The following is a 24,423-nucleotide window of genomic DNA, read 5'->3' on the forward strand; positions in this document are numbered from 1 at the left end:
GATGTACGCGCCTGCGGAGGAGTATAAAAGATTCTCAAAATTTACTGTCATGAAAAATATACATAAAACATATCATATACACTACACTGACAGCTTCCTTGCTGTCAGGAGCCTGCAGCTCAAAGTTGGACATAGAACCAAAACAATACTATTTCTACTTGAATTAGCTCTTTACTTACCCCCTCATGACGCTACGAAATGCTCTTATCGGTGCCTATACCGTGATTGCTGAAGGAGCTCTCTACGGGACCAACCTTGTCATGGTACCAGACCTTTATTTCAACTCCAATTATGTTGGATGGACAGGAACTTTCTCCTCTTACAGAGAAATCTTCAACCATAATATTGTCAATACCAACGAGGAGGCTTCCCGCACGTGGACACATGCTTATGAAGCTATCAATATCGCGAATACCGTGCTGTCTGCATTGGATATCATCAATGATCCGGATGAAAAAGATGAAATAGAAGGAAGAGCTTTATTTATCCGAGGTATAATGCATTTTGAGCTGGTACGTCTGTACGGCATCCCCTTCGACAATACGGGTTCCAACAACGGTTTGGGAGTACCTATCATCACCCAAGCAGTCAAATCGGTATCGGATGTAAATAATTCTGTAACTAGAAACTCAGTAGCGGAAGTTTATACGGCTGTAGAAAATGATCTTACCACAGCAATTTCCAAACTTCAAAATTCATCTCACCTCTATGCTGCTCAAGGTATGTTGGCTCGTGTCTATCTGCAGCAAAGCAAATTCCAACAGGCCCGCGACATGGCACATGCAGTGATAAGCAGTGGCGAATTTTCATTAGCAAGCAACCTGGAAGCTCCTTTCCGTGTGAAAAACTCCTCCGAAGGTGTCTTCGAAATCCAACAGACCGAACAAAGCAACGCCGGCTCATCCAATGACGGACTAGCAACATTTTATTCGAGCTATAAAAATATCACCGGAGGCAACGTAGGCCGTGGAGACCTCAACGTCTCGGCAGCATATTATAACTCTCTGGATGATAACGACAAGCGCAAAACTCAGATGATTTATGATGGTACTGGCCAAAAGTCAGGTTATTTTTCCAGAAAGTGGTATAATTACTATGACAACATCCCTGTGGTACGTCTTACCGAACTGTATCTCACCCGCGCTGAATGTAATTTCCGTCTAAGTACCAATGTAGGAGATTCACCTCTAAACGATATCAACACTCTTCGGGAGCGGGCAGGGCTGTCACCTCTAATGACACTGACATTAGAAGACATTCTCAACGAAAGGGACGTAGAGTTGGCTTTCGAAGGCTATAGATTACACGATTACAAAAGAACCAAACGCTCCATAGGAGCGGTAGCCTGGAACGACCCTAAACTTGTTTTCCCGATTCCTTATCGTGAAATAGTGGTAAACCCGAATCTTCAACAAAATACAGGATATTAAATAAAAAAGAGGGCGTATCGCCCTCTTTTTTATAATTCCTTAATCCACCTGACTATATCCTCCATTACCTTCTCATGAAATGTCTCCTCAAGCTGTGCATACTCGGACACCTTTCCTGTTTTGGCTCTTTGGAACAGATGGTTAAGTCCTTCATATTCCTTCAATACGGTTTTCGTATTTTTAGGAAGAAGGTCGTAATACCCCTTTAGATTTAACGTAGACGGAACTTGTAAGTCTAAAGTGCCGAATGCTCCAAAGACAGGAATATGTATGTCTTTGATAAAATGCTGTGGATTGATACGTACGAAATAACGATACGCCGGTGCAAGCATGGCCAACACTTCCTTTCGCAGCGCAGCATTAGCATCTACCTTATCTGCAATATTCATATTTTCAAGGAGCTTCTGATAGGCTTCTTCTGTTTTCAAGTTACTCTTTACCACTTGCAAAATTTTTTCTATTAATTTCTCGAGCCTGAGCTAGCTGTGCTTCGCTCATCCCTTCTGCCTTGCCTAAACTGTACAGCTGTTCTACCAAAAGCTCATCAATAGGAATACTTGGACCGGCAAGCGATACAATGAACGATAGGTTAGGCACGCCTTGCGCCGCTAACAGGGTAGCTATAAGGCCTCCTTCACTATGACCTATAATACCCACCTTATGGATGTCTACATAGTCCTGCTGCTTCAGGAAGTCGAATGCCGAAATAGCGTCCTTGCTAAAATCTTCTATCGTACTTTGGTCAAAAGAGCCTTCACTCTTCCCTACACCTCTATCGTCGTAGCGCAACACGACAATACCGTTTCGCGAAAGATAGTCCGCAAGTACCTTAAAAGGCTTATGACCAAAAAGAGTCTCGTCCCTATCTTGCGCTCCTGAGCCGCTAAGCAATACTACGGCAGGATATTTTCCTTTACCTTTCGGTTTGGTAACTTGTTCCTGCCAATTTAATCTTGTGAATAGGAATTATTTATCGTCACATCCAAGGTGTCATAAGCATATGGAGGATGTGGCGTCTGATATCTATTTACTTTGGGAGCTTCCATCATCTTCTGCTCACTGCGGCTCAGCACCACAGGAATCGTAATGCCATTCTGCGAAAACGTTCCTACCAACTTATGATCACCCTGCACCTTAAGCCCCAACGCTATGCCCATACTGTTCTTGACAACGACGGAGTCTCCTTTTACGACAATATCAAAGGGAATACCATAAGCTCCCTGGTCGGGGCTATCAGCCTTCGCTGTATATGTTCCGTTTTCTTCCTGTATATGCAAAACAAACTTCAGCTTTTGAACACCAAAGTCCAAATTGCCAAGCCAGCTGCCTACAATAGATTGCGAATATCCTACACAAGATTGCAATACAATAAATAATAGTAATGTTAAATATCTTATCATACAAATGGATTTATGATTTGCAACAACGTATTGACCACTAATCCTATAATAACCACAAGCAGCCCATCCCATTTCTGCTTACTGTTAATCGCAATTTTCATACCTATTATGAGCCAATAGAAAAAGCCAACAATCAACAATAGCGACAGCCCTCCGAAAATTAAAAGGACCAATAGTTCTTTCGTCGGTAACGCCACCACATCCAAGCTATTATGCTTCATAAGAGACTCCAGCTCAGAAAGGGATTCCTTAACAATAGGCAACGTTGCCAAATAAAGTGCAACGTACATGGGAATATGGCTCATCAACACCACATTAGAAACATCTATAAGCCTAGATTTTCTGTAGCGTACCTTGGCATAAGCAAAATATACTACAATATTTACCGATAAGGTTATTGCTACATTGAGCAGGGCACCAATGATACTCTGAGGATAACCGTGAACAATTTTCAAGGAGCCGAACAACAAAATATCAGACAGAAAAGAAACCAGCACCGTGAGCAACGCAAAAATAACTCCCGTAAAAAGGAGCAGCTGCTCCGAAAAATATTCGAAAGGTTTAACCACTTTTTCATGCGTTCCTATCGTTTAAGATTTCGTTGATAACCAACATCACCTCTTCCGGCTTTTGTGTTCCGACCAAAATCTTCTTGCCATTTTTCAATACCAGTTGCAGCCCATATTTACCTTTGGTTGTATAGGCCACCCCACCGAAGCTGACTCTATACCCCCAGCCACCATATTCTAATGCCGAATATTTTCTCACGTAGGCTTCCTGCACATCCTGCCAGGCAATAAGCTTCTGACGAATGAAAGGCATGAAGCGGATAAGAATACCCTGCTCATCAATCTGCGTTTTCAGTCGCATCCATACAAAAAGACCTATTACAGCCAATATCAATACTACAGAAACATACGAAGCTTCATTTTCGGTCGTATCAACAAAAAAAGGATATGCGGTTAATATCACCAACACCGCAAAAAGGATATACAGCCAAGGAGCAAAAAAAATTCTGTTCCTCCGAAAAAAACTTATTTCTCATCTTGCAGTTCTTTTACTTTTATTATTAAATCATCCAATTTATTGCGAACCGTAGGATAACTCTTACCCATTTTGTTCGCCATTTCCTTTAAACTTCCTGAACTCAACAAAAATTCTATAATAAAATCTTGCTCTTCCGCTGAAAGCTGCATAAATAAAGGCATATCATATTTTCCCATCACCTCCGTCTCACAGTTCTCACAACGCAATTTGGACACCACAAGCCTTGCATCGCAGCTAGGACACTGTACTGGTAACTTCATATTATCTCAGATTAACCTAAACAAATATAATAAAATTTTTAACAATTTTAAAACAACATTAAACATTATTAAAACAAAACTTCATATTACACAAGAAATATCTCAGATTCTGCAGTACACCGTAATATGTTTATATTTGCTAAATTTTAATTTGCAGCAAACGATGAGAAAGATTTTAGGATTTATATTGTCCCCTATTTTTTATATAATGTTTGGTTTATTTCTTTTAATATTCCATCCTATTCAATGGATATGTCTTAAATTAGGGGGATATAGTGCACACAAAAAAAAGCGTTGACATTCTGAATTACTTTCTCACCTCCTGCAACTACATTTTATTTAACAAGGTTACTTTTGTAGACAACAAAAGTCTGCCACTGAATACGCCGTTAATTTTTGTAGCAAACCATCAAAGTACCTACGATATTCCGGCTATGATTTATTATTTGCGCCGCTTTCACGGAAAATTCATCTCCAAAATAGAGCTTGCTACCGCCGGAATTCCGAGCATTTCGTTCAACCTCAAACATGGTGGAGCAGCCAATATAGACCGTAAAGACCCGAAACAGTCTATCGCTGAGATATTGAAACTGGCCAACAACATGAAACAAAAGAATTGGTCTGCTTTCATCTTTCCGGAAGGCACCCGAACCAAGACAGGCAAGATGAAGAAATTTAATGTGGGAGGTATAGCTACTTTGTTGAAGAAAAACCCTAAAGCATTGGTAGTACCTGTAGCAATTACCGGCTCGTATGAGATGGTCCAATACGGTATGTTCCCCTTAAGACCCTTCACCCCTTTAAGATGGGAAGTGTTAGCCCCTATTGACCCTGAAGGAAAAACCGTAGAAGAAGTTGTACAGCTGGCGGAAGATGCTATACGCGAAAAGGTTGAAGGTTAGTGTACCTTTCTTCCTTTCCAGTTATATTTTCCCGTATTGCCAGCTACGCCGATATACACCAAATAAAAAGTGTGTATCACCGAAAGAAAGGGCAAATATTTCAATAGTTCCGTACGCTGTGCAAAACGCAATACCGGAATCATAAAGCAAAGCTCCACAACAATCTTTAAAACGAAAGAAGTAAGTAGAAGCCAGTTAAGCTGCGATAGCAACACAAAAAAAGTTACCAGCGAACCTATACAAAGCTAAAATTAAAAAGCCATATAGCTACCCCTAAAGCAACCACCTTTTTGTCTTTGTATTTGGTGCTCTTCGAGGCCCAGCGCTTCCGTTGGCTGATAAAGGACGCTAGGTCCGGCTTAGCATCTGTGAAGACCACAGCATCACGAGACTTGCAAAAACCTATTTTATGAGCATACTTTTCCGCAACCTTGTGCAGAAAAAGCTCATCATCTCCAGAGGCTAGGTTGTCAATTCCCTTGAAACCTCCCATTTCAAAAAATACGTCCCTGCGATAAGCTAGGTTTGCGCCATTGCAGGTAGTAGGGTTGCCATTGCCTATTCCCGCAGCTCCCAACCCTATCAGATATAGAAATTCTAAGGTCTGTAGTTCCTCGAAAAAAGATTTCTCTTCGGAATATATTACAGGAGAAGACACAAGGTAACTGTCATGCTCTTCAAAATACTGCATCACCGTCTTCACCCATTTAGGTCCCATGCGACAGTCGGCGTCCGTAGTCACTATAATTTCTCCCGAAGCCGCATCAATTGCTTTGGTAATAGCATATTTCTTATACGAATTCAGCTTGTCTCCCACCCTTAGCTGCAAAAGTTTTACACCCTGCCCCGCATAAGAGCGGACAATTTCTGCAGTACGATCCGTTGAATGGTCATCCACAACAATCAGCTCCAACAAATCTTGAGGGTAATCCTGCTGCAGGATACATTCTATCGTCCTGCCGATATTTTCTTCCTCATTACGAGCTGCAACAAGGATAGAAACTTTCTTTGAAGGCTGCGATTGCGAGGTAAAATAAGGTAACTTGGACCACCCTTTACGTAAGTAAAGCACGATCAATACATACACGCAAGCACTTATAATCAGACAAATATTAAGAATCTGTATCACCGAAATAATTTACATTCCAAACAAAAACTGACCCTATGATTGCGGGAAGGATCAGATTGACAAACCATATGAAGGATACAATGGCCATGACCGCCAGCTCCTGCGTCGTAATATACGCATATAGATTACTTGCCACAAAGCTACGTACACTGAAATCAAAAATATCCAAGGTTGGCAATGCTGACTGCACAAAAAACAAAATAAATATCATCATCACCATAGGGAAAACAGGCAGCTGCGGCAACATCACCACCATCAGAATAATATACTGAGAGGTAAAGATTATAAAGCGTGTGAAAGAAATGAACAGCACCACGGCAAGCTGCCTTAAGGACACTGCCCTCAACACATCAAAAAAAGGCTGTATCTTCTTCAGCCACCGAACCTTGCCCACCAAATAGTCCACCCAATGCACATTAAAATAAAGAAACACAAAGGCTAAACCATAAATAAATGCCAGAAGCCATACTCCAAATTTTACCGCCGTAGGAGTGTCCAGAAAGGACGATACAAACCAAGCTATGGCTATTGCTCCAAAAAGGCTGGTCAGCACCAGCTGTGCAAACAACCCTACTCCCATGAGCACCGCACCCCGCGCCCTATGCGAGGGCTGCAAAAACAAAACCCTACCGCCGTACTCTCCTATCCTATTCGGCGTGAAAATGGCCCACGTCAGTCCACAAAAGACAGACTTCACCGCCTTCCACAAACTGATAGCTTCTACCTCACGCACCAGATAATGCCACTTCACCACTTCAAAAAACCAATTTAGAAACATCAGGAAAACTACAATTCCAATAGCCCAGTAAATTTCCGTAGAATCTATTCCTGTAATAAGTTTTTTGAACTCCCTTAAATTCTGTTGATTGCTGACCTTCTCGTAAATAAACCAGAACGCCAAACCGACAATTGTCAATTTAAGTCCATAATTGAGATATTTCTTATTCTGTCTGCTCAACATGACGTGTTCTGGTCGCACAATTTTAGCAATTATTTTATGGAATTCAATTGCCAACACAAAAATGCGTATTTAAATATGTAATTTTGCTTCATGTTGAAACAAAAAGCCAAAGAGCGCATCATACTAGGAATTGACCCGGGAACGGTAGTGTTGGGGTATGGTGTGGTAATAGAGATTGGCAAAAAGGTGCAGCTGCAGACCTTGGGCGTGGTAAAATTAGGACATCTGGACGACCATGGACTTAAATTGCAACGTATCTTCAAAAAGGTACTTGCCCTCATCGACGAATACAAACCGGACTGTGTAGCACTAGAATCTCCTTTCTACGGTAAAAACGTGCAGGTGATGTTAAAACTAGGACGAGCACAAGGTGTGGCCATGGCCGCAGCACTAAGCAGAGACATCCCCATTTTCGAATATTCACCTCGCAAAATCAAGCAGTCGGTCACTGGCAACGGTAACGCCAGCAAAGAGCAGGTTGCTGCCATGTTGCAGACACTTCTCAACTTCAAGGAAACCCCCGAATTTCTGGATGCTACAGACGGTCTTGCCGTGGCCGTATGCCACTCCTTCCAACAAAATTCGACCACAGGCAACAAAAGCTATTCGGGATGGGAAGCCTTCGTCAAAGACAATGAGGACCGCATCCGTTAGATTTTCACCGAACGGATCACATTTTTGACATTAAGCTCCACAATATCCGTCATGGTCTTGCAGCGATAGTACGAATCGTCCTTATAAAACTTAGCATAACCCTCCCTCAACATGCGGATATTCTCCGGAGTAGAGAGCTGCTGCTCTCGTGAGGCATCCCGCAAATCTTTGATACGATGTCTTTCGCTACGTACCCTATGCACTATCGACGAACGCTCCTCCTGTTGGTATTGCAGTACAGTCTTCTCGTTGAGATGCTCCATACATAGCTTCACATAAGGGAAACATTCTTTGAAAAACTGAGGCATATAAACTTTCGGATTGCCCTCGTAAAACTGCTGGTCAAAGTCTATTGCACGTATGCGAAACTGGAAATCGTCAAAATCGGGAGTGATCTGCATTACAAAATTGTAAGCCCTCATATCCCCCAGCAAGGCTATGGTACATCGCTCGTTGAACTTTACAAACTCCTTAGCGATACGCGTAGGGTTATAATCCGGATTTTTCATCTGAGACTTGCAGAAAAGATCTCCCGGAATTCCAACAATATGTTCTTCCACCAATGTTTCGAAATCATATAGATAATTTACCTGGTTGGGTGATAAAATTTCCTCCAGCTCCAGCCCATAAATACGTGAAGCATCCGCCTGCTTGATATAAAAATAGTCATATACATCGTTCAGTCTGTTGATGATGCGTACACGGAAAGGCCGCGTATTGCCGAAAGCACAATACTCGATTCGGTCAATAATCTTGTGCTGCACGATACGTGTGTTGCCCGACGCTTTAAGCTTGGCATAAATCACCTTGAGTCCGTCATACAGTTGATCCTGCAAATAAGGCGGATACAGTGGCGTTTCCCACAGCGTGTCATTGCCGTACTTATCGATAACCGGAACCGTCTCCTGAAAGTTCAGCAGGTCGAAATACGAGATAGGCAGCTTAGCCTCCCGCTGATAAAACCTCAAATATTTGGCTAAGCCCGGACTCACCGGATAAATAGGTTTTTTACGTGAAATGACTACATCCCCAATTTCCATAATTCCCCCTTATCTAACCTTATGAATTCTATTATATGGTCACTATATATAAATATGACAATTTTTGTTTGTTTTTAATCAAAATTGGCGAATAAAATATCAAAATTTGTTACTAATTTTGTAAAAGAATCAGAAGATGTTACAGTTTGGGGGATGATGATAGAAGAGAAAGATTCGACAGGACGCTACAAATCAATTATAAATCTAAACAAAAAAGAACTTAAGGTTTTATTTGACATATTAATCAGCTGTTGTCCATATCAATAGCCAGCTGTAAAATTTGAATTACTATGGAAAAAAATTATTCTAAACTACGATTTAGACAATCTTGATATTCAGATTCTATCTATATTGATGCAAGATGCGTCAATTCCATACACAGAAATCGCAAAAAAAATTAATCGTTTCTGGAGGAACCATCCATGTCCGTATGAAAAAAATGGAAGAGATGGGCATCATCCACGGCTCGAACCTTATCATCAACCCGCAGAAAATCGGATTTGACATTACAGCGTTTTTAGGTATTTACCTAGAAAAAGGTTCTCAATATGCCGATGCTGTAGAGCAACTTAAAAACGTGAAAGAAATCGTAGAGCTACATTACTGCACAGGACAATACAGTATGTTTGCTAAAATCATATGCCGTGACACAGCACACCTTAGAAAGGTGCTAAATGAAGATATACAAAGCCTTAAAGGCATTCAGCGCACAGAGACTATCATCTCCTTGGAAGAAAGTATCAGACGTCAAATCACTTTATAGTTTTTTAGGGCATCCATAATAAAAGAAGGCAACGGAATGTTGCCTTCTTTTATTATTTTAATATGGCCACCAATAAAGGCAGAGCCTTTAATTTTTTGTAACTTTGTGTTTGTATGTCGGATATCATTCAATTACTTCCTGAAGCGGTTGCTAATCAGATAGCAGCGGGAGAAGTGGTTCAACGGCCAGCTTCAGCTGTCAAAGAACTGATAGAAAACGCTATTGACGCGGGTGCGGATCGTATAAAAGTCATCGTCAAAGATGCGGGAAAAACATTATTGCAGGTAATAGACAACGGCTGTGGAATGAGTGTGACAGACGCCAGACTTTGCTTTGAGCGTCACGCCACCAGTAAAATCCGCAAGGCCGAGGACCTTTTCGCCATAAGAACGATGGGTTTCCGTGGTGAGGCGATGGCCTCCATCGCCGCCGTAGCACAGGTAGAGCTAAAAACACGACGTGTCGAAGATGAACTGGGCACCGTCGTACAGATCGAAGGCTCAAAAATCGTCAACCAATTTCCGGAAGCCGTGCCAGCCGGAACAAGTGTGGCAGTAAAAAACCTTTTTTACAACATCCCTGCACGACGCAATTTCCTGAAAAGCAACTCCGTGGAACTACGCCACATCATCGACGAGTTCCAACGGGTAGCATTGGCACACCCCGACATCTTTTTCAGCTTACATAGCGACAACAACGAGCTCTTTCACCTTACTCCGGGAACACTGAAACAACGTATCGTCCACATTTTTGGAAATAACTACAACCAAAAACTGGTTCCTGTGGAAGAAGATACGAGCATCATCAAACTCAAAGGATTTATCGGTAAGCCGGAGTATGCCAAGAAAACTAGAGGAGAACAGTTTTTCTTTGTCAACGACAGGTTTATCAAAAATCCGTATCTTAACCATGCGGTCATGGATGCCTACGAAGAGATATTGCCGCCGGAAACTTATCCGCTATATATCTTATTCATCGACATTGATCCTGCAAGGATTGATATCAATGTCCATCCTACCAAGACAGAAATTAAATACGAGGACGATAAGGCTATCTATGCTATCATACGTTCTGCCGTCAAACGTTCGTTGGGACGCTATAACATTACACCCTCATTGGATTTCGATCAAGATACCAGTTTCAGCCAGTTTATAACAACAAAACCGACTGGAAGAGATTCAAGTTCCAACCATCAACTTCAATCCGAATTTCAATCCGTTCGAAAATGAGGTTGGTGCACTGAAGCCTAAATACACCTCTCGCTCGTACGACTACAGTTCCAAATTTGAAAGAGAAGCTGTCCCACAAAACTGGGAATCGCTATACAAAATCACTGAACAAGCAGACCAGATACAGCTGCCCCTGCTTGGCGATGATCTCTCTACTGAGGATGAGACATCAGCAGAACCTTCGGTAGAAATAAAAAAGAATTTCTTCCAGATCCATAACCGTTATATCATCACGCAGATACATTCTGGAATGATGATTATTGATCAGCAGGCAGCACACGAAAGAATTCTCTTCGAGCAGTATAAAGAACAGCTGGTCAACAATCAGGGAAGCAGCCAACAGAGCCTCTTTCCTACGACAATAGACCTTTCGGTGGCAGACTTCGAGCTGATGAACGAAATCCTTCCCGAATTACAATCGTTAGGATTTCAGCTCCGACCTTTCGGAAAAACTACTTATATTGTAGATGGTATTCCAGCAGATTTGGGGAATAACATTAACGAAAAGCAGATTATCGAGCAGCTACTGGAAGATTATAAACAGAACCGAGCAGAGCTGAAAGTGGACAAAAGGGACAACATAGCAAGGTCCTTAGCAAAAAGTGCTGCCATCAAGGCAGGCACCCCCCTGGATAATGATGCTATCGCCGAACTTATTGACAGACTGTTCGCCTGTGAAAGCCCTAACGTGTCAATTCACGGAAAGCCGACGGTAATCACACTGACACTCTCAGATTTGATGGAAAAATTTGATAAAATTTAGATTTTGAAAAACCGATGAACAACATATTAGGAAATTTAACCCCTGTAGCAAAAAACCTTCTTATTCTAAATATCATTTGTTTTGTGGGGAGCATTATCTCGCCACAGGCATCACGCTTATTAGGGGTTTTCTATCCGGATTCTCCATTTTTTGAAGTATGGCAACCCTTTACGTACATGTTTATGCATGCCAACTTTTCTCATCTTTTTTTCAACATGTTTGCTCTGGTGATGTTCGGTCCTATTATCGAAAGTATGTTCGGATCCAAGCGTTTCCTGCAATACTACGTCATCACGGCATTGGGAGCTTTGGTACTCCAATATGGTGTGCAAGCCTACGAGATCTACAGCATCACCGGAACATTGCGGGCCTCGCAGTTTCTCACATTTGACTATTTTGCTGGAACTATAAGCACTAATCTGTCACTTAGCCAGTCGGATTTCGATACTGTAGCTTCTATCTACGCCACCAGCATCGTTGGAGCCTCCGGTGCAATTTTCGGATTGCTATTGGCCTTCGCCTATTTTTATCCAAACATGCCGCTTTTTCTGATGTTCGTCCCTATCCCTATCAAAGCAAAATATTTTGTCACCGCATATATCCTTATAGAAATCTACTTAGGATTCAATTATTCCGGTTCATCGATAGCGCACTTGGCTCATGTGGGCGGCGCCCTCTTCGGCTATCTGATGATAAAAATATGGGGCTTTAGAAAAGGTTAATTACTAATAATTAATCAAAATAAGGAGGGAATTATGAAGGAAAATGTTTTTAAATCTTTCGTGAGAGACACCTTTGTTCTCAACCATTCTGTAATTCCCTATTTTATTACCATCCAAGCGGTAGGATTTGTATTGCTCTGCATCTTCGACCTGTTGACATTTTCCGATATTACATCGCTTAATATCTATAGTTTTATAATAGAAAAATTAAGCCTGCCTAACGATTTCGGTGATTTCATTTCCCAGCCTTGGTCTTTAATAACTCATATATTGGTATATGAAAGTCTTTGGGCTCTACTTTTCGACTGCCTATGGCTCTACTGGGTGGGCAACCTATTCTTAAACCTTCTTAACAAAAGGCAATTCAACACGGTATTTTTCGGAGGATGGCTATTGGGAGCTATTCTGTATGTGGCTATCGGAAGCACCAATTTGACCCAGCAAAACACCATGTGGAGCAGCTCTGCCTTCGGGATTGCGGCATTGATAAGCACCTTGGCTATATTGATTCCCAACACCACGATACGGTTATTTCTAATAGGCAATGTTCGATTTAAGATTGTGGCCATAGCGTATCTGGCATTAGAAGCTACCTATTACTTTTTTATGGACCTTACCGCCTTGGCAACACATATAGTCGTCATCCTCTTGGGAATTCTATTTACCTATCAGCTGGAAAATGGCCGTGACTGGAGCAAACTTTTTGCCCGCCGAAAACAAATGCATAAAAATACCGCTGTACAGGACGAAGATTTCATTTATATAAAATATCGGACACCCGTTTATACCAACAATAAAAAGGAAAAAGACGAATTTCCTGATCAGGAACAAATCGATCAAATATTGGACAAAATTTCGCTGTATGGCTATGAAAGCCTAACTTCGCAAGAAAAGGCTATACTCTTTAGGGCAAGTAAAAAGCAAAATTAATGGCAGACAGCTCGTATTTACGTAAGAAAAAGCTCGGCTACTTCAGCAAAACCGTGTTCACCGCAAATATTTTTGCTGTGCTGGCACTGCTGTTGAGTTATGGTGCCTCCTTCATCGACCCTAAAAGTTTCTGGCCTTTGGCCTTTTTCGGTTTGGGATATCTACCTATCCTGCTCATCAACGGTGGATTTATCGTCTACTGGCTGCTCCGCCGCAAACGCTTTGCTCTTGTGAGTATCACCGCCATCCTATTAGGCTGGCCGCTTCTCATCAAACATATAAATTTCAGAAATGACAATGAAAAAATCTTGGTGAAAGCCGATTCTGTTTTAAGGGTGATGAGCTACAATGTACACCTTTTCCAACGATATGATGACAGCAAGGATAATTTCCGTGCCGAAACCATAGAATTCATCAATACCTTGAACCCAGATATTGTATGTTTTCAGGAGTTTTATAGCCGTCTGCGAGGCACCAAACAGTTCACAAAAAAACTTAAAGAGAAAGGTGATTTCGAAGATTATTACTTTGAACCCTTCCAACAAAATGACTATGAAGGATATGGTCAAGCTATATTCTCCCGATATCCCATTATCAACAAGGGAACGATCACGCAAAACAGCTTCGGCTTAAACCGCATCATCTTTGCCGATATAAAAAGAGCCGGAGACACCATAAGAGTCTATAACGTACACATGCGGTCTTTTGCACTACAGGATGAAGATAAAGACTTCATCCAAAAGTCTCCTTCTGAGCAGATGAAAGACGAGAAACAGACCATCCGTCTCGGCCGTAAGCTCAAAAGGGCCTTTACCAGCCGCAGCGAACAGGCCAAGACACTCCTAAATCATATCCAAAATAATTGCCCTCACCGCTACATCATCATGGGAGATTTCAACGATACCCCTATGTCATATAGTGTCAATCTGGTGAGTAAAAACATGTTAAACGCCTTTGCGGAAAAAGGTTTCGGCTGGGGAGTGACACATTTTGGAGTCCTTCCCATCTTTCAAATCGACTATATCCTTGCCGACAAGAAACTGAAAGTAAACGATTACGGAATCATCAAGGAGAAACTGTCTGACCACTACCCTATCTGGGCGGACCTATCCTTGCATTAAGAAGGTCTTTTCACCTGAAGTATCTCTAAAGACTTATCGATAAAGTCGTCATATCGGTTTTTCACCTTGAAATAGGCCTCCCTACCAAAGTAATAGCGGGCTACAATAGCTTCAATATCAGATTGTATCAGCTTCAATAAGTCCTTTTTCTTACGCTCGGAGACCATCAGCCCTCGCTCGTTGAGATAAGCGATAAACTTGTCGTACTCCTGCTGCGGTAACCTATATCCCTGAAGAAAATTCTCTATAGAATAGGCCGGCGACCTTTTGGTGAAACGCTCGTAAACAAACTGCTCTACCAAGCTGGATTTCAAAATATCCTGATACAGCAAGCTCACCGCATTAGAGTCTACCTCTACACGTACATCGGGATTGATGCCACCACCACTCAACAGCTGCTTGCCGGCCAAAGTCTTGAAAATCTCAGCCCCCGTATAGGTGGTATCCAAAGTCCACAACCCTCTGTACATGGTAACATAGTTCATCATGTTAGACCAGTTGGCTGTATATTTTCGCTGTATAGAACGGCCTAATGGCGTATAGTAGCGGGCGATACTCAAGTTGATACGAGAACCGTCTAAAAAGTCGAACTGTTCCTGCACTATACCTTTACCGTAGGACCTGCGCCCCACGATGGTAGCTCTATCCCAATCTTGCAGAGCGCCGGCAACAATCTCGGAAGCCGATGCCGACGACTCGTTGATTAGCACCACAAGCTTGCCATCAGCAAAGACACCCTTGCCATCGGAAAAGTATTCCCTACGTGGCTCATGCGCCCCCTTGGTATATACCAGCAATCTTTTATCGGCAAAAAACTCGCTGGCAACCTTGATAGCGATATGGAAATAGCCTCCCCCATTGTCCCGAAGATCCAAGATCAGCTGATTAGCACCCTGCTTTTTAAGTTCCAACAAAGCTGTCCTAAACTCTTCCGCCGTCTTGAGTCCGAAACGACGTAGCTTAACATACCCTGTACGAGGTTCCAGCAAGTAGGACACATCGATAGAACTTACGTTGATCTGATCCCTACGTACTTTGAAAAGCTGGTTCATGTGCAGGCTATCTCTATACACATAAAGGTTAACGACAGAACCTTTAGTACCACGCATCAGACGATCCACGACCTTCTGTCCTATATTTCTTCCGGCAATCTGTGTGGTGTCAATCTTGGTGATGCGATCACCTACACGCAATCCAGCCTTTTCCGCTGGGCCGTTGCGGACAAGGCCCACGACCATCAACGTATCGTTGAAGATTGAAAAAATCAAGACCAATACCTTCGAAAGTACCTTCCAGCACCTCATTTTGATTTTTAGTTCTCATTCGGCAGCAGATAGCTCGAATAAGGATCCAAATGGGAAATAATATGGTTTATCGCTCCATTTTGAAGAGAGTCCAAGTCTAGGCTGTCCACATACGAGTTGGACAGTAAGTCCAAGACCTGCTGAATTTTGTACGAGTTATCAGACAGTCCTATAGGCACTAAAGAAACCCCTGGGTTGTTATTCTGTTGGTCCACATAATTCTGGCCAAGAATAAGTCCAAGCATCAATGTAGCGGCATAGGTTGCTGCCACAAAAATATTTCTACCAGTACCCTTCTGCATGGAAAGTAATTGCGAAAGCAAAAATAAGAGTTAATTCAAATTCTTTTACAGATATTTCAATATTTGTCGAAACAAATTGTATTCCAAATTCTTTATTATCAATAAATAATTGGTCATATTTGAAAATTAATTGACAACCATGCACGAGATAGAACCTTTCTACAACTGGAGACATGACTATATTGCAGCGGAGGACAAAAAGTCGCCCTTCTATGGCACTATATATAACGAGTTTGAATTCGATAAGCAGGTATACAACTACTTGTTGCATCCCCAATGGGATGACTTCGGCTCACAGACGCTATATCTGAAGGTTCTGTTCGCAGATTACGACAAGCATTACGCCATCATCGAATTTATCGGCGAGTGGAACGATGCCCTCTACAATGACATTATGGTCCTCAAACGCGAAGTGATTGACCTGATGATCCAAGAAGGAATTACCAAATTCATCATTATCGGTGAAAACGTGCTCAACTTCCATAGTTCGGATGATTCCTATTACGAAGAATGGTTTCACGACATCGAAGACGGCTGGATTGCTGCGCTTCACTTCCGTGACCACGTCGTGGAAGAGTTCCAAAACCAAAACATAGATTATTATATCAATTTCGGCGGATATCTCAACGAAATTCCATGGCGTACGCTGAAGCCCATACAGCTATTTCATCACGTGGAACAATACCTCCAACGTCGCCTCGAAATGTAAATTGACAAACAAACAACATATTTTTGATACACTTGAATTCCCTATTCCATATAGAATTCAGTAACTTTGTCACATAAAAGAAATAAAACTTTACTAACATGTCATTCAGAATAGAAAAAGATACTATGGGTGAAGTTCAGGTGCCTGCAGACAAATACTGGGGAGCACAAACCGAACGTTCACGTAATAACTTTAAAATTGGTCCTGCGGCATCCATGCCGAAAGAAATCATCGAAGCTTTCGCGTACCTTAAGAAAGCAGCAGCATATGCCAACTGCGACTTAGGCGTATTGCCTGTAGAAAAGCGCGACGCCATCGCTGCTGTCTGCGACGAAATATTAGCGGGTAAGTTGGATGACCAATTTCCATTGGTAATCTGGCAAACAGGTTCAGGAACACAGTCCAACATGAACGTTAACGAGGTTATCGCTAACCGCGCTCAAGTGTTGGCCGGTCGTAAAATCGGAGTGGATGAACCTATCTTGAAACCTAATGACGACGTCAACAAATCACAATCTTCTAACGACACTTTCCCTACAAGTATGCACATTGCTGCCTATAAAGCTGTAGTGGAAAAAACCTTGCCAGGAGTAGAAAAGTTGCGTGACACCCTACAACGCAAGTCGGAGGAGTTCATGCACGTTGTAAAAATCGGCCGTACACACCTTATGGACGCTACTCCTTTGACTTTGGGTCAGGAGCTTTCAGGCTATGTAGCACAGCTGAACTACGGCATCAAAGCCGTAAAGAACACGTTGTCACATCTTTCGGAACTGGCTCTGGGAGGTACTGCCGTAGGTACAGGACTTAACACTCCTAAAGGCTATGACGTGTTGGTAGCTAAATACATCGCCGAATTTACAGGATATCCTTTTGTGACAGCACCTAATAAATTCGAGGCTTTAGCTGCTCACGACGCTATCGTTGAGACACACGGCGCCTTAAAACAACTTGCCGTATCATTGAACAAGATCGCTAACGACATCCGTATGTTGGCATCAGGCCCTCGCTCAGGTATCGGCGAAATTTTGATTCCTGAAAACGAGCCGGGTTCTTCCATCATGCCGGGAAAAGTTAACCCTACACAATGTGAAGCATTGACTATGGTCGCTGCTCAGGTGATGGGTAACGACGTCGCTATCACTATCGGCGGTACGCAAGGTCATTACGAGCTGAACGTATTCAAGCCATTGATGGCCGCCAATTTCTTGCAATCGGCCCGTCTTCTAGGTGATGCATGTGTGTCGTTTGAAGAACACTGTGCTTCAGGCATCCAACCGAACTATCCTCGTATCAAAGAATTGCTTGACAACTCATTGATGCTGGTAACAGCCCTAAATACCAAAATCGGCTATTACAAAGCTGCTGAAATTGCTCAGACAGCACACAAAAACAACTCTACATTGAGAGAAACTGCTATAGCATTAGGATATGTTACTGCTGAGCAGTTCGACGAATGGGTAAAACCGGAAGATATGGTTGGAAATTTGAAGTAATGAAACACAACTTTTCAAACATATATCATTTTCATAAAACATACCTATCTCTTCTGATAGGTATTGTTTTTATTTGCTGTGGTAGGGTGCCAACGCAATTCCGACATGCAGTCTGAAGGGGTAAAAGAACTGCAAGGTGTCTGGGTGCAGGATTCCGTAGCGAATCAAAAGGCACTACTCTCCTACACCTTACATACTTTCACCTTCCGTTGTGATTCCCTCTATGTCACGATGGACGTCCATGCCAAGAAGAAAACCATTCCCGATTCCTGCTACAACAACGGCAACTGGAAAGAGTACGCCAAAGCCGTCTACGTACAACGTGGCGACAGCATCATCGTAGAAGGAATCTACACCAAAGAAAACGGCAAACAGAAAATATCAGGATGCTATAAAAACGGCCAATATATTCCGCGCTTTAAAGTAGTGAGCCTCTCCAAAGATACCGTAGTACTACAAAATAAATACGAATCTACACCTATTACTCTAAGAAAAGTTCAGGACATCACTTGCGTCCCTAAAAAGCGGCTGGGAAATGTAAAAAGCAAATTCAAATGCTGAGAATTTTTAGCATCTTTATTCCAAACTAACCAATCATCAATGCATAAAAGCCTTCTTATCTTTTTTCACTGTTGTTCAACTTCTGCTATGGACAATTAGGTGTCGATTCTACAACTAGGGTGAACCTTATCACTTACCTTTCCAAAGGTGACACGCTGAAATACACCGTCGTAAAAACTGTTACGGACTCTTCTACCACAAAGGAGCCTTCTAAAAGTGAAGTAACATTTGACTTCACCATCACTGTGCGAGACTCCACGGATAGCAGCTATATCTTTTCATACTCACGAAAGTTAGAGTCACTGACGCCTGAGTTGATGAACCTACCCATTAAATTACAGAAAAGCCTGACAGCGCTGACAGACCTCCAGGTAGATTACGAAACCGACGAATATGGTTGCTTCAAGGCGGTACTTAATACTGAGCAGCTTACCCATAAATTCGAGCAGCAAAAAAGCACTGTACTGGAACTTATCAATCAAAGCGACCTACAAAAAGATTATATCGATAAAATGGAAGAAGTAATAAACTCCATCGAAGCGGAATCCCTTATTTCTTCCTACACACAGGACATCTTGGCCTTACATTATGCTCTCGGAAGCTCTTTTATGATTTCCGATACCACAGCCTTCGATGAAGACATAAACATTCCTATTTTCGATATTCCGATGAGCTTCTCCGGAATTATATACTGCGACGAATACGATAGTGAAAACAGCTTTATATCTTTTATTGAGGAGAAAAAAATAAACGGAGATTTCAGAAAACAGATGCTCGACCTACTTCAAAGTTTATCTTCCGATCAGGTAACTGCCGAGACGGAAGAAGAGATCAAGAAATTAGATATGGACCTATATTTGATTAACAATTATCAGTACAATACTTCTTACGGTGTTCCGCTTTATATTTCGCTGAATAAGGTAGTGTATGTGAACAGTGAGTTAGGTAAGCATAAGAGGATAGAAACATATAACATTTCATTGATAGAATAAAAGCCGCTTAAAGCGGCTTTTATTTTATAAGTCTTGTCTCATCAGAGGATTTAAGTAGATGTTGTTTAAGCTCATTCTCCGACTGAAGGAGTTCTTGCTCTACGACCTTTCGTTTCTCGCGTCCTTCGCGCTGAATCTGCAACACCTGTTCTATAGTCTCTATGATGTCGTTATTGGCCTTTTTAATGGTTTCAATATCCACGATACCACGTTCCGTCTCGCGTGCTACATTGACCGTAGAATCTTTCAGCATCTCAGAATTTTTGCGCAACAGCTCATTGGTCGCATCGGTTACGGCCTTCTGTGCTTCAAGAGCACGCTGCGCATGTGCTATCCCTAGGGTCAACACCATTTGGTTTTTCCATAGCGGAAGGGTATTTACTATGCTGGACTGAATCTTTTCCATCAACGAGGAGCTGTTGCTCTGTATCATGCGTATCTGCGGAGCTGTCTGCAGCACCACCATGCGCGTAAGCTTAAGATCATGTATCTTACGTTCGAAACGTACAACCTGCTGCTCCATGTCCTTATAGGTTGAATCTTGTGCTGGTCTCCTGACTCTTCGGCCTCTTTCTTCAATTGAGGTAAAATGACATTGTGCGCTTCCGCTAGTTTCTCTTCTCCAGCAGCTATATGCAAAGAAAGATCCTTGAAATAATTTTGGTTTTCTTCAAAAAGCTTGTCAAAGATGTTAACATCCTTAAGCAGGTTCTTATAATGTCCTTCCAGCTTAAGTTCAATTTGATGGATATTTTTTTCCACGGAAGCATATTCTGTCCGTAGTCGCTGTATTTTCTTCTTCATGGAGTCGAAGAAAGGAATAAGAGGCTTCTTGTTGAGCTTCTCATCAAAAGATTTTATGTTGGAACGCAGATTCAGCAGGATATCTTCCGCACCTCCCATATCTTTGGTACGCACCTGCTTTAATATCTCGTTAGCAAAGTTGCTTACCTTCACCTGACTCGCCGTTCCGTATTGTATGATGTCTGTAGTAGATTGTAAGTTTATCTTTTCTTTATATTGTTGGATTAAGGCCTTCTCTTCATCGGTGAAGTTTACCTGCACATCCTGTCCTTTCTCTTCATTTGGGTCGTCGTAAGTAGTCAAATCCATGATGCTCATATCATTAATGGTTAAGTAGTTTTTTATTTTTCAATGTTTGCAAATAGACATCGGTCTCAGCCGAAACATCCAAAAGTCTATACTGAATTAAGGTCGTAATATCTTGTTCTATTGCTGCGGAAGCCTGCACCAAGACAGATTCCAACTTGTTCTTCGACTCTATGGTAATTGCATTATTAAGACTCGTGTTTTCCAAATCGTGATATTCCCGCAAGATGTTTACTACCGTACCATGACGCACCAAGAACTTTTCGGCTTCCTGCATGTCCCTTTGCTCGATAAGCTGAAATAGACGCAAGATCTTGTCTATATGCATCTTCAAGGTGGTATTGTGTATGACTTTCTTGTAAAACACCAACTTCGTGACGAAGGTTTGCGGTGTCTCTATTTCTACGGTGGACAGTGCTAGACGACGTTGTTCCGCTATGCTATTGATCCATGTTAGGGGGCGTATTTCCGCCATCTCCAGCCGCTGCAGATAGGGCTTAGACTGCCTCAGCAGTAAGCCATTACCAACAATATAAGAAGCAATATAGGCACAGACCATAGCCAGTAAACCCGAGGACATGGCTCCCGCAAAATAGAAAAATCCATAAATGATTCCACACTGAACAAATAACAGCAGCCAAGCCAAGAAATACCAAGAGCGAACCTTGCTCTTGGAAGCTTGCGACATCATGACGAAAGGATGTATTGGAGGCACAAAAAGCAAAACGGATAAAAAAGTCCATTTCAGCTTACTAAGCTCCCAGCGTTTACTCTTATTTGTCGCAAATCCCATGTACGTTATATTTTATTGACAGTTCTAAAGATAATCATTTACAACGATTAATCCACCTGTTTACTAGGGTTTTAACAGAAATATTCACTTTTATAATTCAAGAATCGATAAATTTACATAATGACACCCCAAAACAACGCTATAAGTTATACGCGAGCCGTAGCCACCGTATTTGTCATACTGATTCATGCCAGCACGGGATTCCTCAACCGCTTTCATGCGGAAGGGTTTGACTGGAATTTTGCTAACTGGATTAATGCGGCCACACGGTGTTCCGTTCCGCTCTTTGTTATGATTTCCGGAGCACTCCTCCTGTCCAAAGAAGAAGAAACCTTCTCTTTCTATAAGAAAAGGCTTCCCAAATTGTGCTGGCCTTTCGTCTTCTGGACCGTCATCTATATGATTTATTATTTCTATCGATACACGCATTTCTCAACACTATCGAGCCAAAAAATCATTGCCATCATTCAGGATAAAATACTACATGGAGCAAATGCACATCTCTGGTTTATGTATATGATCATAGGAATGTATCTGGCAATTCCCTTTGTTAAGAAGATCGTTCGCCAAGCGTCCCTGCGTGAGATAGAGCTTTTCCTTGTATTGTGGGCCGTAGCCATGTTCATCACCAACAAATTTTATTATCCCTATACCTTAAGATTGACATATCTTTCTTTTCGGGCTATATTGCTATCTCATCCTAGGCTATTACCTCAGCATAAAAGATTTCAAAGTAAAATTCTGGTGGTATCTGTTAGGATATGTAGCTATCTTAATTTTTACGGCAGTGATGACCTATATGTGGAGCTCGCAAGAGCGCCACGTTTAACCCACACTGGTATAATTATGTGCATCTTCCAAATACAGCCTTAGCTGCAATATGCCTTTTCATGCTGTTGCAAAAAACCGTATCCCAAGATAGACCTTTACCGCTCTGGGTACAGCTCACAGACAAATACAGCTTCGGCATCTATCTAGTACATATTCTTCCATTGAACTACATACATCCCATGCTATCAAAACATATGAATACACTATGGGTGATTCCTCTAGCGACATTGCTTACGCTGCTAAGCTCTATAGGGATTATCATCTTGTTGCGTAAACTGCCTTACGGTAAATATGTAAGCGGATAAAAAAACAAAAGCTACCCCAGGCGGGATAGCTTCTTTATTTCAAAAATTCAGGTCGCAATTAGAATGGTAAATCATCGTCATCCGCACCCGAATTGCTGATGTCTACCGGTGCCGGAATGTTGTCTGCATAAGAAGGCGCCGACGCTGCTGTATTAGCCAACTTGGTTACTCTCCATGCTACCAACGAATTAAAGTACGTTGTCACTCCTTGTGGATTAGTCCACGGACGACCACGAAGATTGAACGATACTTCTACCTCATCTCCTACAGCCAAATTATCAAAAATGCTAACTCTATCTTGTGTTGCTTCAAATCTGATATACTCTACAAACTGTGGGTTTTCTGCGTAAGCCACAATTAAATCTCTTTTCTTGAAAGTCTCAGTAACCTGTTGTACAGCACCTATTTCGTGAACTTTTCCTCTGATTTCCATATCATTATTCGTATTAAACTGTAAAATTACACATTTTTTGCATGGAAGATTAATTAACTTTGCACAAATATGAAAGAAGTTTTCAACACCCCCGGCAAAGTGATAGTAACTTGCTACAAGCGTCTATCCCCTTACCTCCAAGAAGAAATCTGCGCGCTAGGATTCGAAATAAAGAGGACCTTCAGCACAGGCATAGAAACCACTGCATCTGTCAACGAATGCATACGCTTAAACCTTAATCTGCGGACAGCAGGTCAGGTTTTGTACGAAATTGGCGCTTTTCGGGCTAGAAACGCCCAAGAGCTGTACAACGCCTTGGTAAAAATAAGCTGGGAAGATCTTATTCCCGTTGATGGTTACTTTTCGGTAACATCCTTCGTAAACAATGAAACCATAACGACTCCACTGTACGCCAATGTCAAAGTAAAAGACGCCATCGTCGATAGAATAAAAGATAAGAAAGGGAAACGTCCTAATTCAGGGGCAGACCTTTCCAAAGCGGTAATCCACCTACACTGGGTGGAAGATAGAGCGGAGATTTTCCTAGACACCTCAGGAGAGACATTGTCCAAACATGGATACCGTAAGCATCCCGGCAAAGCCCCTATGTTGGAAGCGTTGGCGACCTCTACCATCATGGCCACACAGTGGGACAGAAAGTCTCCTTTTGTGAATCCTATGTGTGGCTCCGGCACCTTAGCCATTGAGGCGGCACTCATAGCAGCAAAACCGCACGCCAGGCTTGCAACGCATGAATTATTCGTTCATGCACTTCAACGGTTACGACGAATCGGTGTTCTTCCAAGAGAGAAGACTACTGAAAGAAAAGACCAACAAGTCAAATATACCGACGATCATTGCTTCGGACATTTCCGAACAGGCCGTTGAAATAGCACGCCTGAATGCCAAAGCCGCCGGCGTAGAACACCTCATACAATTTGCCGTGTGTGATTTTGCAGAAACATCCATTCCAGAAACTCCAGGAGTGATCATGTTTAATCCGGAATATGGCGAACGCCTAGGCACACACACTAAGCTGGAAGCTACCTACAAACGTATAGGAGACTTCATGAAACAGCGCTGTAAAGGCTACCGCGGATACGTTTTTACTGGAAATCCGGACCTTGCCAAAAAAATTGGTTTAAAAGCTTCTAGGAGAATTGAATTTTTTAATGGTAAATTAGACTGCAGATTATTACAATACGAACTTTACGAAGGAACAAAAGAAAAGTAACA

The 24,423-nt window shown here is 42.1% G+C and carries 25 protein-coding genes and 5 pseudogenes; 15 read left to right on the forward strand and 15 right to left on the reverse strand.

Translation table 11 applies throughout. The features are described from left to right. The first annotated feature begins 185 nt into the window (after positions 1–185). Complete coding sequence (locus SD31_RS00310; protein WP_052258486.1) at positions 186–1,430, forward strand: RagB/SusD family nutrient uptake outer membrane protein; 1,245 nt, start codon at positions 186–188, stop codon at positions 1,428–1,430. A gap of 29 nt (positions 1,431–1,459) precedes the next feature. Here the strand turns inward: SD31_RS00310 and SD31_RS15775 are convergent, their stop codons facing one another. The 6 genes and pseudogenes from SD31_RS15775 to SD31_RS00335 form a co-directional block, all read right to left on the reverse strand. Beyond that, complete coding sequence (locus SD31_RS15775) at positions 1,460–1,858, reverse strand: hypothetical protein (protein ID WP_039052691.1); 399 nt, start codon at positions 1,856–1,858, stop codon at positions 1,460–1,462. Between the two features lies 1 nt (position 1,859). Continuing rightward, positions 1,860–2,354 (reverse strand): annotated as a pseudogene (locus SD31_RS15780) (alpha/beta hydrolase family protein); the annotation flags it as partial. Positions 2,355–2,377: 23 nt separating this feature from the next. Then, on the reverse strand, positions 2,378–2,830 hold the full coding sequence (locus SD31_RS15785; protein WP_082021741.1) for a hypothetical protein: 453 nt from the start codon (positions 2,828–2,830) through the stop codon (positions 2,378–2,380). Further along, positions 2,827–3,399, reverse strand: coding sequence for a hypothetical protein (locus SD31_RS00325; RefSeq protein ID WP_039052692.1), 573 nt, complete (start codon positions 3,397–3,399; stop codon positions 2,827–2,829). Before SD31_RS00325 ends, SD31_RS15785 begins: the two co-directional genes overlap by 4 nt. A gap of 4 nt (positions 3,400–3,403) precedes the next feature. Then, positions 3,404–3,805 (reverse strand): hypothetical protein, encoded by a 402-nt coding sequence (locus SD31_RS00330; protein ID WP_197053456.1) that lies wholly within the window; start codon positions 3,803–3,805, stop codon positions 3,404–3,406. 59 nt (positions 3,806–3,864) lie between these two features. Beyond that, on the reverse strand, positions 3,865–4,137 hold the full coding sequence (locus tag SD31_RS00335; protein ID WP_039052693.1) for a DUF2089 family protein: 273 nt from the start codon (positions 4,135–4,137) through the stop codon (positions 3,865–3,867). A 275-nt stretch (positions 4,138–4,412) separates the two neighbouring features. On the opposite strand from SD31_RS00335, the gene SD31_RS00340 reads away from it, so the two are divergent. Further along, positions 4,413–5,039, forward strand: coding sequence for a lysophospholipid acyltransferase family protein (locus SD31_RS00340; protein WP_316929696.1), 627 nt, complete (start codon positions 4,413–4,415; stop codon positions 5,037–5,039). Here SD31_RS00340 and SD31_RS17805 read toward each other — a convergent pair. The 3 genes from SD31_RS17805 to SD31_RS00350 are packed head-to-tail and all read right to left on the reverse strand — an operon-like array spanning position 5,036 to position 7,186. Further along, complete coding sequence (locus tag SD31_RS17805; protein WP_231560980.1) at positions 5,036–5,254, reverse strand: hypothetical protein; 219 nt, start codon at positions 5,252–5,254, stop codon at positions 5,036–5,038. The genes SD31_RS00340 and SD31_RS17805 overlap by 4 nt on opposite strands. A gap of 20 nt (positions 5,255–5,274) precedes the next feature. Further along, positions 5,275–6,111 carry a glycosyltransferase family 2 protein gene (locus SD31_RS00345; protein WP_231560992.1) on the reverse strand — a complete coding sequence of 279 codons (837 nt, stop codon included), beginning with the start codon at positions 6,109–6,111 and terminating at the stop codon, positions 5,275–5,277. 40 nt (positions 6,112–6,151) lie between these two features. After that, positions 6,152–7,186 carry a lysylphosphatidylglycerol synthase domain-containing protein gene (locus SD31_RS00350; protein WP_231560981.1) on the reverse strand — a complete coding sequence of 345 codons (1,035 nt, stop codon included), beginning with the start codon at positions 7,184–7,186 and terminating at the stop codon, positions 6,152–6,154. Positions 7,187–7,219: 33 nt separating this feature from the next. On the opposite strand from SD31_RS00350, the gene ruvC reads away from it, so the two are divergent. Then, the gene (ruvC, locus tag SD31_RS00355; RefSeq protein WP_039052694.1) at positions 7,220–7,783 is read left to right on the forward strand and encodes a crossover junction endodeoxyribonuclease RuvC; all 564 of its coding nucleotides are present in this window, start codon (positions 7,220–7,222) and stop codon (positions 7,781–7,783) included. Here the strand turns inward: ruvC and SD31_RS00360 are convergent. Next, positions 7,780–8,823, reverse strand: coding sequence for a hypothetical protein (locus tag SD31_RS00360; protein WP_039052695.1), 1,044 nt, complete (start codon positions 8,821–8,823; stop codon positions 7,780–7,782). The two genes, ruvC and SD31_RS00360, sit on opposite strands and share 4 nt — an antisense overlap. A 300-nt stretch (positions 8,824–9,123) precedes the next feature. Between SD31_RS00360 and SD31_RS00370 the strand changes: the two are divergent. From SD31_RS00370 to SD31_RS00390, 5 genes and pseudogenes are all read left to right on the forward strand, one after another. Next, a pseudogene (locus tag SD31_RS00370) lies at positions 9,124–9,586 on the forward strand (Lrp/AsnC ligand binding domain-containing protein). Between the two features lie 113 nt (positions 9,587–9,699). Next, positions 9,700–11,578 (forward strand): annotated as a pseudogene (mutL, locus tag SD31_RS00375) (DNA mismatch repair endonuclease MutL). Positions 11,579–11,592: 14 nt separating this feature from the next. Next, positions 11,593–12,300: a rhomboid family intramembrane serine protease gene (locus tag SD31_RS00380; RefSeq protein ID WP_039052697.1), complete on the forward strand. Its 708-nt coding sequence runs from the start codon at positions 11,593–11,595 to the stop codon at positions 12,298–12,300. 33 nt (positions 12,301–12,333) lie between these two features. Then, positions 12,334–13,230, forward strand: coding sequence for a rhomboid family intramembrane serine protease (locus SD31_RS00385; RefSeq protein WP_039052698.1), 897 nt, complete (start codon positions 12,334–12,336; stop codon positions 13,228–13,230). Further along, on the forward strand, positions 13,230–14,351 hold the full coding sequence (locus SD31_RS00390; RefSeq protein ID WP_039052699.1) for an endonuclease/exonuclease/phosphatase family protein: 1,122 nt from the start codon (positions 13,230–13,232) through the stop codon (positions 14,349–14,351). Before SD31_RS00385 ends, SD31_RS00390 begins: the two co-directional genes overlap by 1 nt. Here SD31_RS00390 and SD31_RS00395 read toward each other — a convergent pair. Then, positions 14,348–15,655, reverse strand: a complete 1,308-nt coding sequence (locus SD31_RS00395) for a S41 family peptidase (RefSeq protein ID WP_231560982.1) — start codon at positions 15,653–15,655, stop codon at positions 14,348–14,350. The two genes, SD31_RS00390 and SD31_RS00395, sit on opposite strands and share 4 nt — an antisense overlap. Before the next feature lie 8 nt (positions 15,656–15,663). Continuing rightward, on the reverse strand, positions 15,664–15,957 hold the full coding sequence (locus tag SD31_RS17810; RefSeq protein ID WP_231560983.1) for a hypothetical protein: 294 nt from the start codon (positions 15,955–15,957) through the stop codon (positions 15,664–15,666). A 139-nt stretch (positions 15,958–16,096) separates the two neighbouring features. On the opposite strand from SD31_RS17810, the gene SD31_RS00400 reads away from it, so the two are divergent. The 4 genes from SD31_RS00400 to SD31_RS00415 all read left to right on the forward strand — a co-directional run bounded on the left by SD31_RS00400 (position 16,097) and on the right by SD31_RS00415 (position 19,715). Next, positions 16,097–16,666 carry a hypothetical protein gene (locus SD31_RS00400; protein ID WP_039052700.1) on the forward strand — a complete coding sequence of 190 codons (570 nt, stop codon included), beginning with the start codon at positions 16,097–16,099 and terminating at the stop codon, positions 16,664–16,666. Between the two features lie 98 nt (positions 16,667–16,764). Beyond that, the gene (gene fumC, locus SD31_RS00405) at positions 16,765–18,162 is read left to right on the forward strand and encodes a class II fumarate hydratase (RefSeq protein WP_039052701.1); all 1,398 of its coding nucleotides are present in this window, start codon (positions 16,765–16,767) and stop codon (positions 18,160–18,162) included. Positions 18,163–18,240: 78 nt separating this feature from the next. Next, complete coding sequence (locus SD31_RS00410; RefSeq protein WP_156138120.1) at positions 18,241–18,723, forward strand: fumarate hydratase; 483 nt, start codon at positions 18,241–18,243, stop codon at positions 18,721–18,723. A gap of 119 nt (positions 18,724–18,842) precedes the next feature. Then, positions 18,843–19,715 carry a hypothetical protein gene (locus SD31_RS00415; protein WP_156138121.1) on the forward strand — a complete coding sequence of 291 codons (873 nt, stop codon included), beginning with the start codon at positions 18,843–18,845 and terminating at the stop codon, positions 19,713–19,715. A 19-nt stretch (positions 19,716–19,734) separates the two neighbouring features. Here SD31_RS00415 and SD31_RS21070 read toward each other — a convergent pair. Further along, positions 19,735–20,837: pseudogene (locus tag SD31_RS21070) on the reverse strand (toxic anion resistance protein). Between the two features lie 4 nt (positions 20,838–20,841). Beyond that, entirely contained in the window at positions 20,842–21,618 is a 777-nt protein-coding gene (locus SD31_RS00425; protein ID WP_039052703.1) for a hypothetical protein, read from the reverse strand. Positions 21,619–21,738: 120 nt separating this feature from the next. On the opposite strand from SD31_RS00425, the gene SD31_RS00430 reads away from it, so the two are divergent. After that, complete coding sequence (locus SD31_RS00430; protein ID WP_231560984.1) at positions 21,739–22,491, forward strand: acyltransferase; 753 nt, start codon at positions 21,739–21,741, stop codon at positions 22,489–22,491. Then, on the forward strand, positions 22,467–22,754 hold the full coding sequence (locus tag SD31_RS17815; protein ID WP_231560985.1) for an acyltransferase family protein: 288 nt from the start codon (positions 22,467–22,469) through the stop codon (positions 22,752–22,754). Before SD31_RS00430 ends, SD31_RS17815 begins: the two co-directional genes overlap by 25 nt. A 58-nt stretch (positions 22,755–22,812) precedes the next feature. Here the strand turns inward: SD31_RS17815 and SD31_RS00435 are convergent, their stop codons facing one another. Further along, positions 22,813–23,187 (reverse strand): DUF3127 domain-containing protein, encoded by a 375-nt coding sequence (locus SD31_RS00435; protein WP_039052704.1) that lies wholly within the window; start codon positions 23,185–23,187, stop codon positions 22,813–22,815. 69 nt (positions 23,188–23,256) lie between these two features. Here SD31_RS00435 and SD31_RS00440 point away from each other — a divergent pair. Then, positions 23,257–24,421: pseudogene (locus tag SD31_RS00440) on the forward strand (class I SAM-dependent RNA methyltransferase). The last annotated feature ends 2 nt before the right edge of the window (positions 24,422–24,423 follow it).

It is taken from the genome of Sphingobacterium sp. T2, from assembly GCF_000814685.1.
Taxonomy (GTDB): domain Bacteria; phylum Bacteroidota; class Bacteroidia; order Sphingobacteriales; family Sphingobacteriaceae; genus Sphingobacterium; species Sphingobacterium thermophilum.

Excerpts from the sequence above, each read along its gene's own strand:
- SD31_RS00310 (WP_052258486.1), top strand. The coding sequence starts at position 186 with ATGACGCTACGAAATGCTCTTATCGGTGCCTATACCGTGATTGCTGAA.
- SD31_RS15785 (WP_082021741.1), bottom strand. The coding sequence starts at position 2,830 with ATGATAAGATATTTAACATTACTATTATTTATTGTATTGCAATCTTGT.
- SD31_RS00335 (WP_039052693.1), bottom strand. The coding sequence starts at position 4,137 with ATGAAGTTACCAGTACAGTGTCCTAGCTGCGATGCAAGGCTTGTGGTG.
- ruvC (WP_039052694.1), top strand. The coding sequence starts at position 7,220 with ATGTTGAAACAAAAAGCCAAAGAGCGCATCATACTAGGAATTGACCCG.
- SD31_RS00360 (WP_039052695.1), bottom strand. The coding sequence starts at position 8,823 with ATGGAAATTGGGGATGTAGTCATTTCACGTAAAAAACCTATTTATCCG.
- SD31_RS00380 (WP_039052697.1), top strand. The coding sequence starts at position 11,593 with ATGAACAACATATTAGGAAATTTAACCCCTGTAGCAAAAAACCTTCTT.
- SD31_RS00385 (WP_039052698.1), top strand. The coding sequence starts at position 12,334 with ATGAAGGAAAATGTTTTTAAATCTTTCGTGAGAGACACCTTTGTTCTC.
- SD31_RS00390 (WP_039052699.1), top strand. The coding sequence starts at position 13,230 with ATGGCAGACAGCTCGTATTTACGTAAGAAAAAGCTCGGCTACTTCAGC.
- SD31_RS00395 (WP_231560982.1), bottom strand. The coding sequence starts at position 15,655 with ATGAGGTGCTGGAAGGTACTTTCGAAGGTATTGGTCTTGATTTTTTCA.
- SD31_RS17810 (WP_231560983.1), bottom strand. The coding sequence starts at position 15,957 with ATGCAGAAGGGTACTGGTAGAAATATTTTTGTGGCAGCAACCTATGCC.
- SD31_RS00400 (WP_039052700.1), top strand. The coding sequence starts at position 16,097 with ATGCACGAGATAGAACCTTTCTACAACTGGAGACATGACTATATTGCA.
- fumC (WP_039052701.1), top strand. The coding sequence starts at position 16,765 with ATGTCATTCAGAATAGAAAAAGATACTATGGGTGAAGTTCAGGTGCCT.
- SD31_RS00425 (WP_039052703.1), bottom strand. The coding sequence starts at position 21,618 with ATGGGATTTGCGACAAATAAGAGTAAACGCTGGGAGCTTAGTAAGCTG.
- SD31_RS00430 (WP_231560984.1), top strand. The coding sequence starts at position 21,739 with ATGACACCCCAAAACAACGCTATAAGTTATACGCGAGCCGTAGCCACC.
- SD31_RS00435 (WP_039052704.1), bottom strand. The coding sequence starts at position 23,187 with ATGGAAATCAGAGGAAAAGTTCACGAAATAGGTGCTGTACAACAGGTT.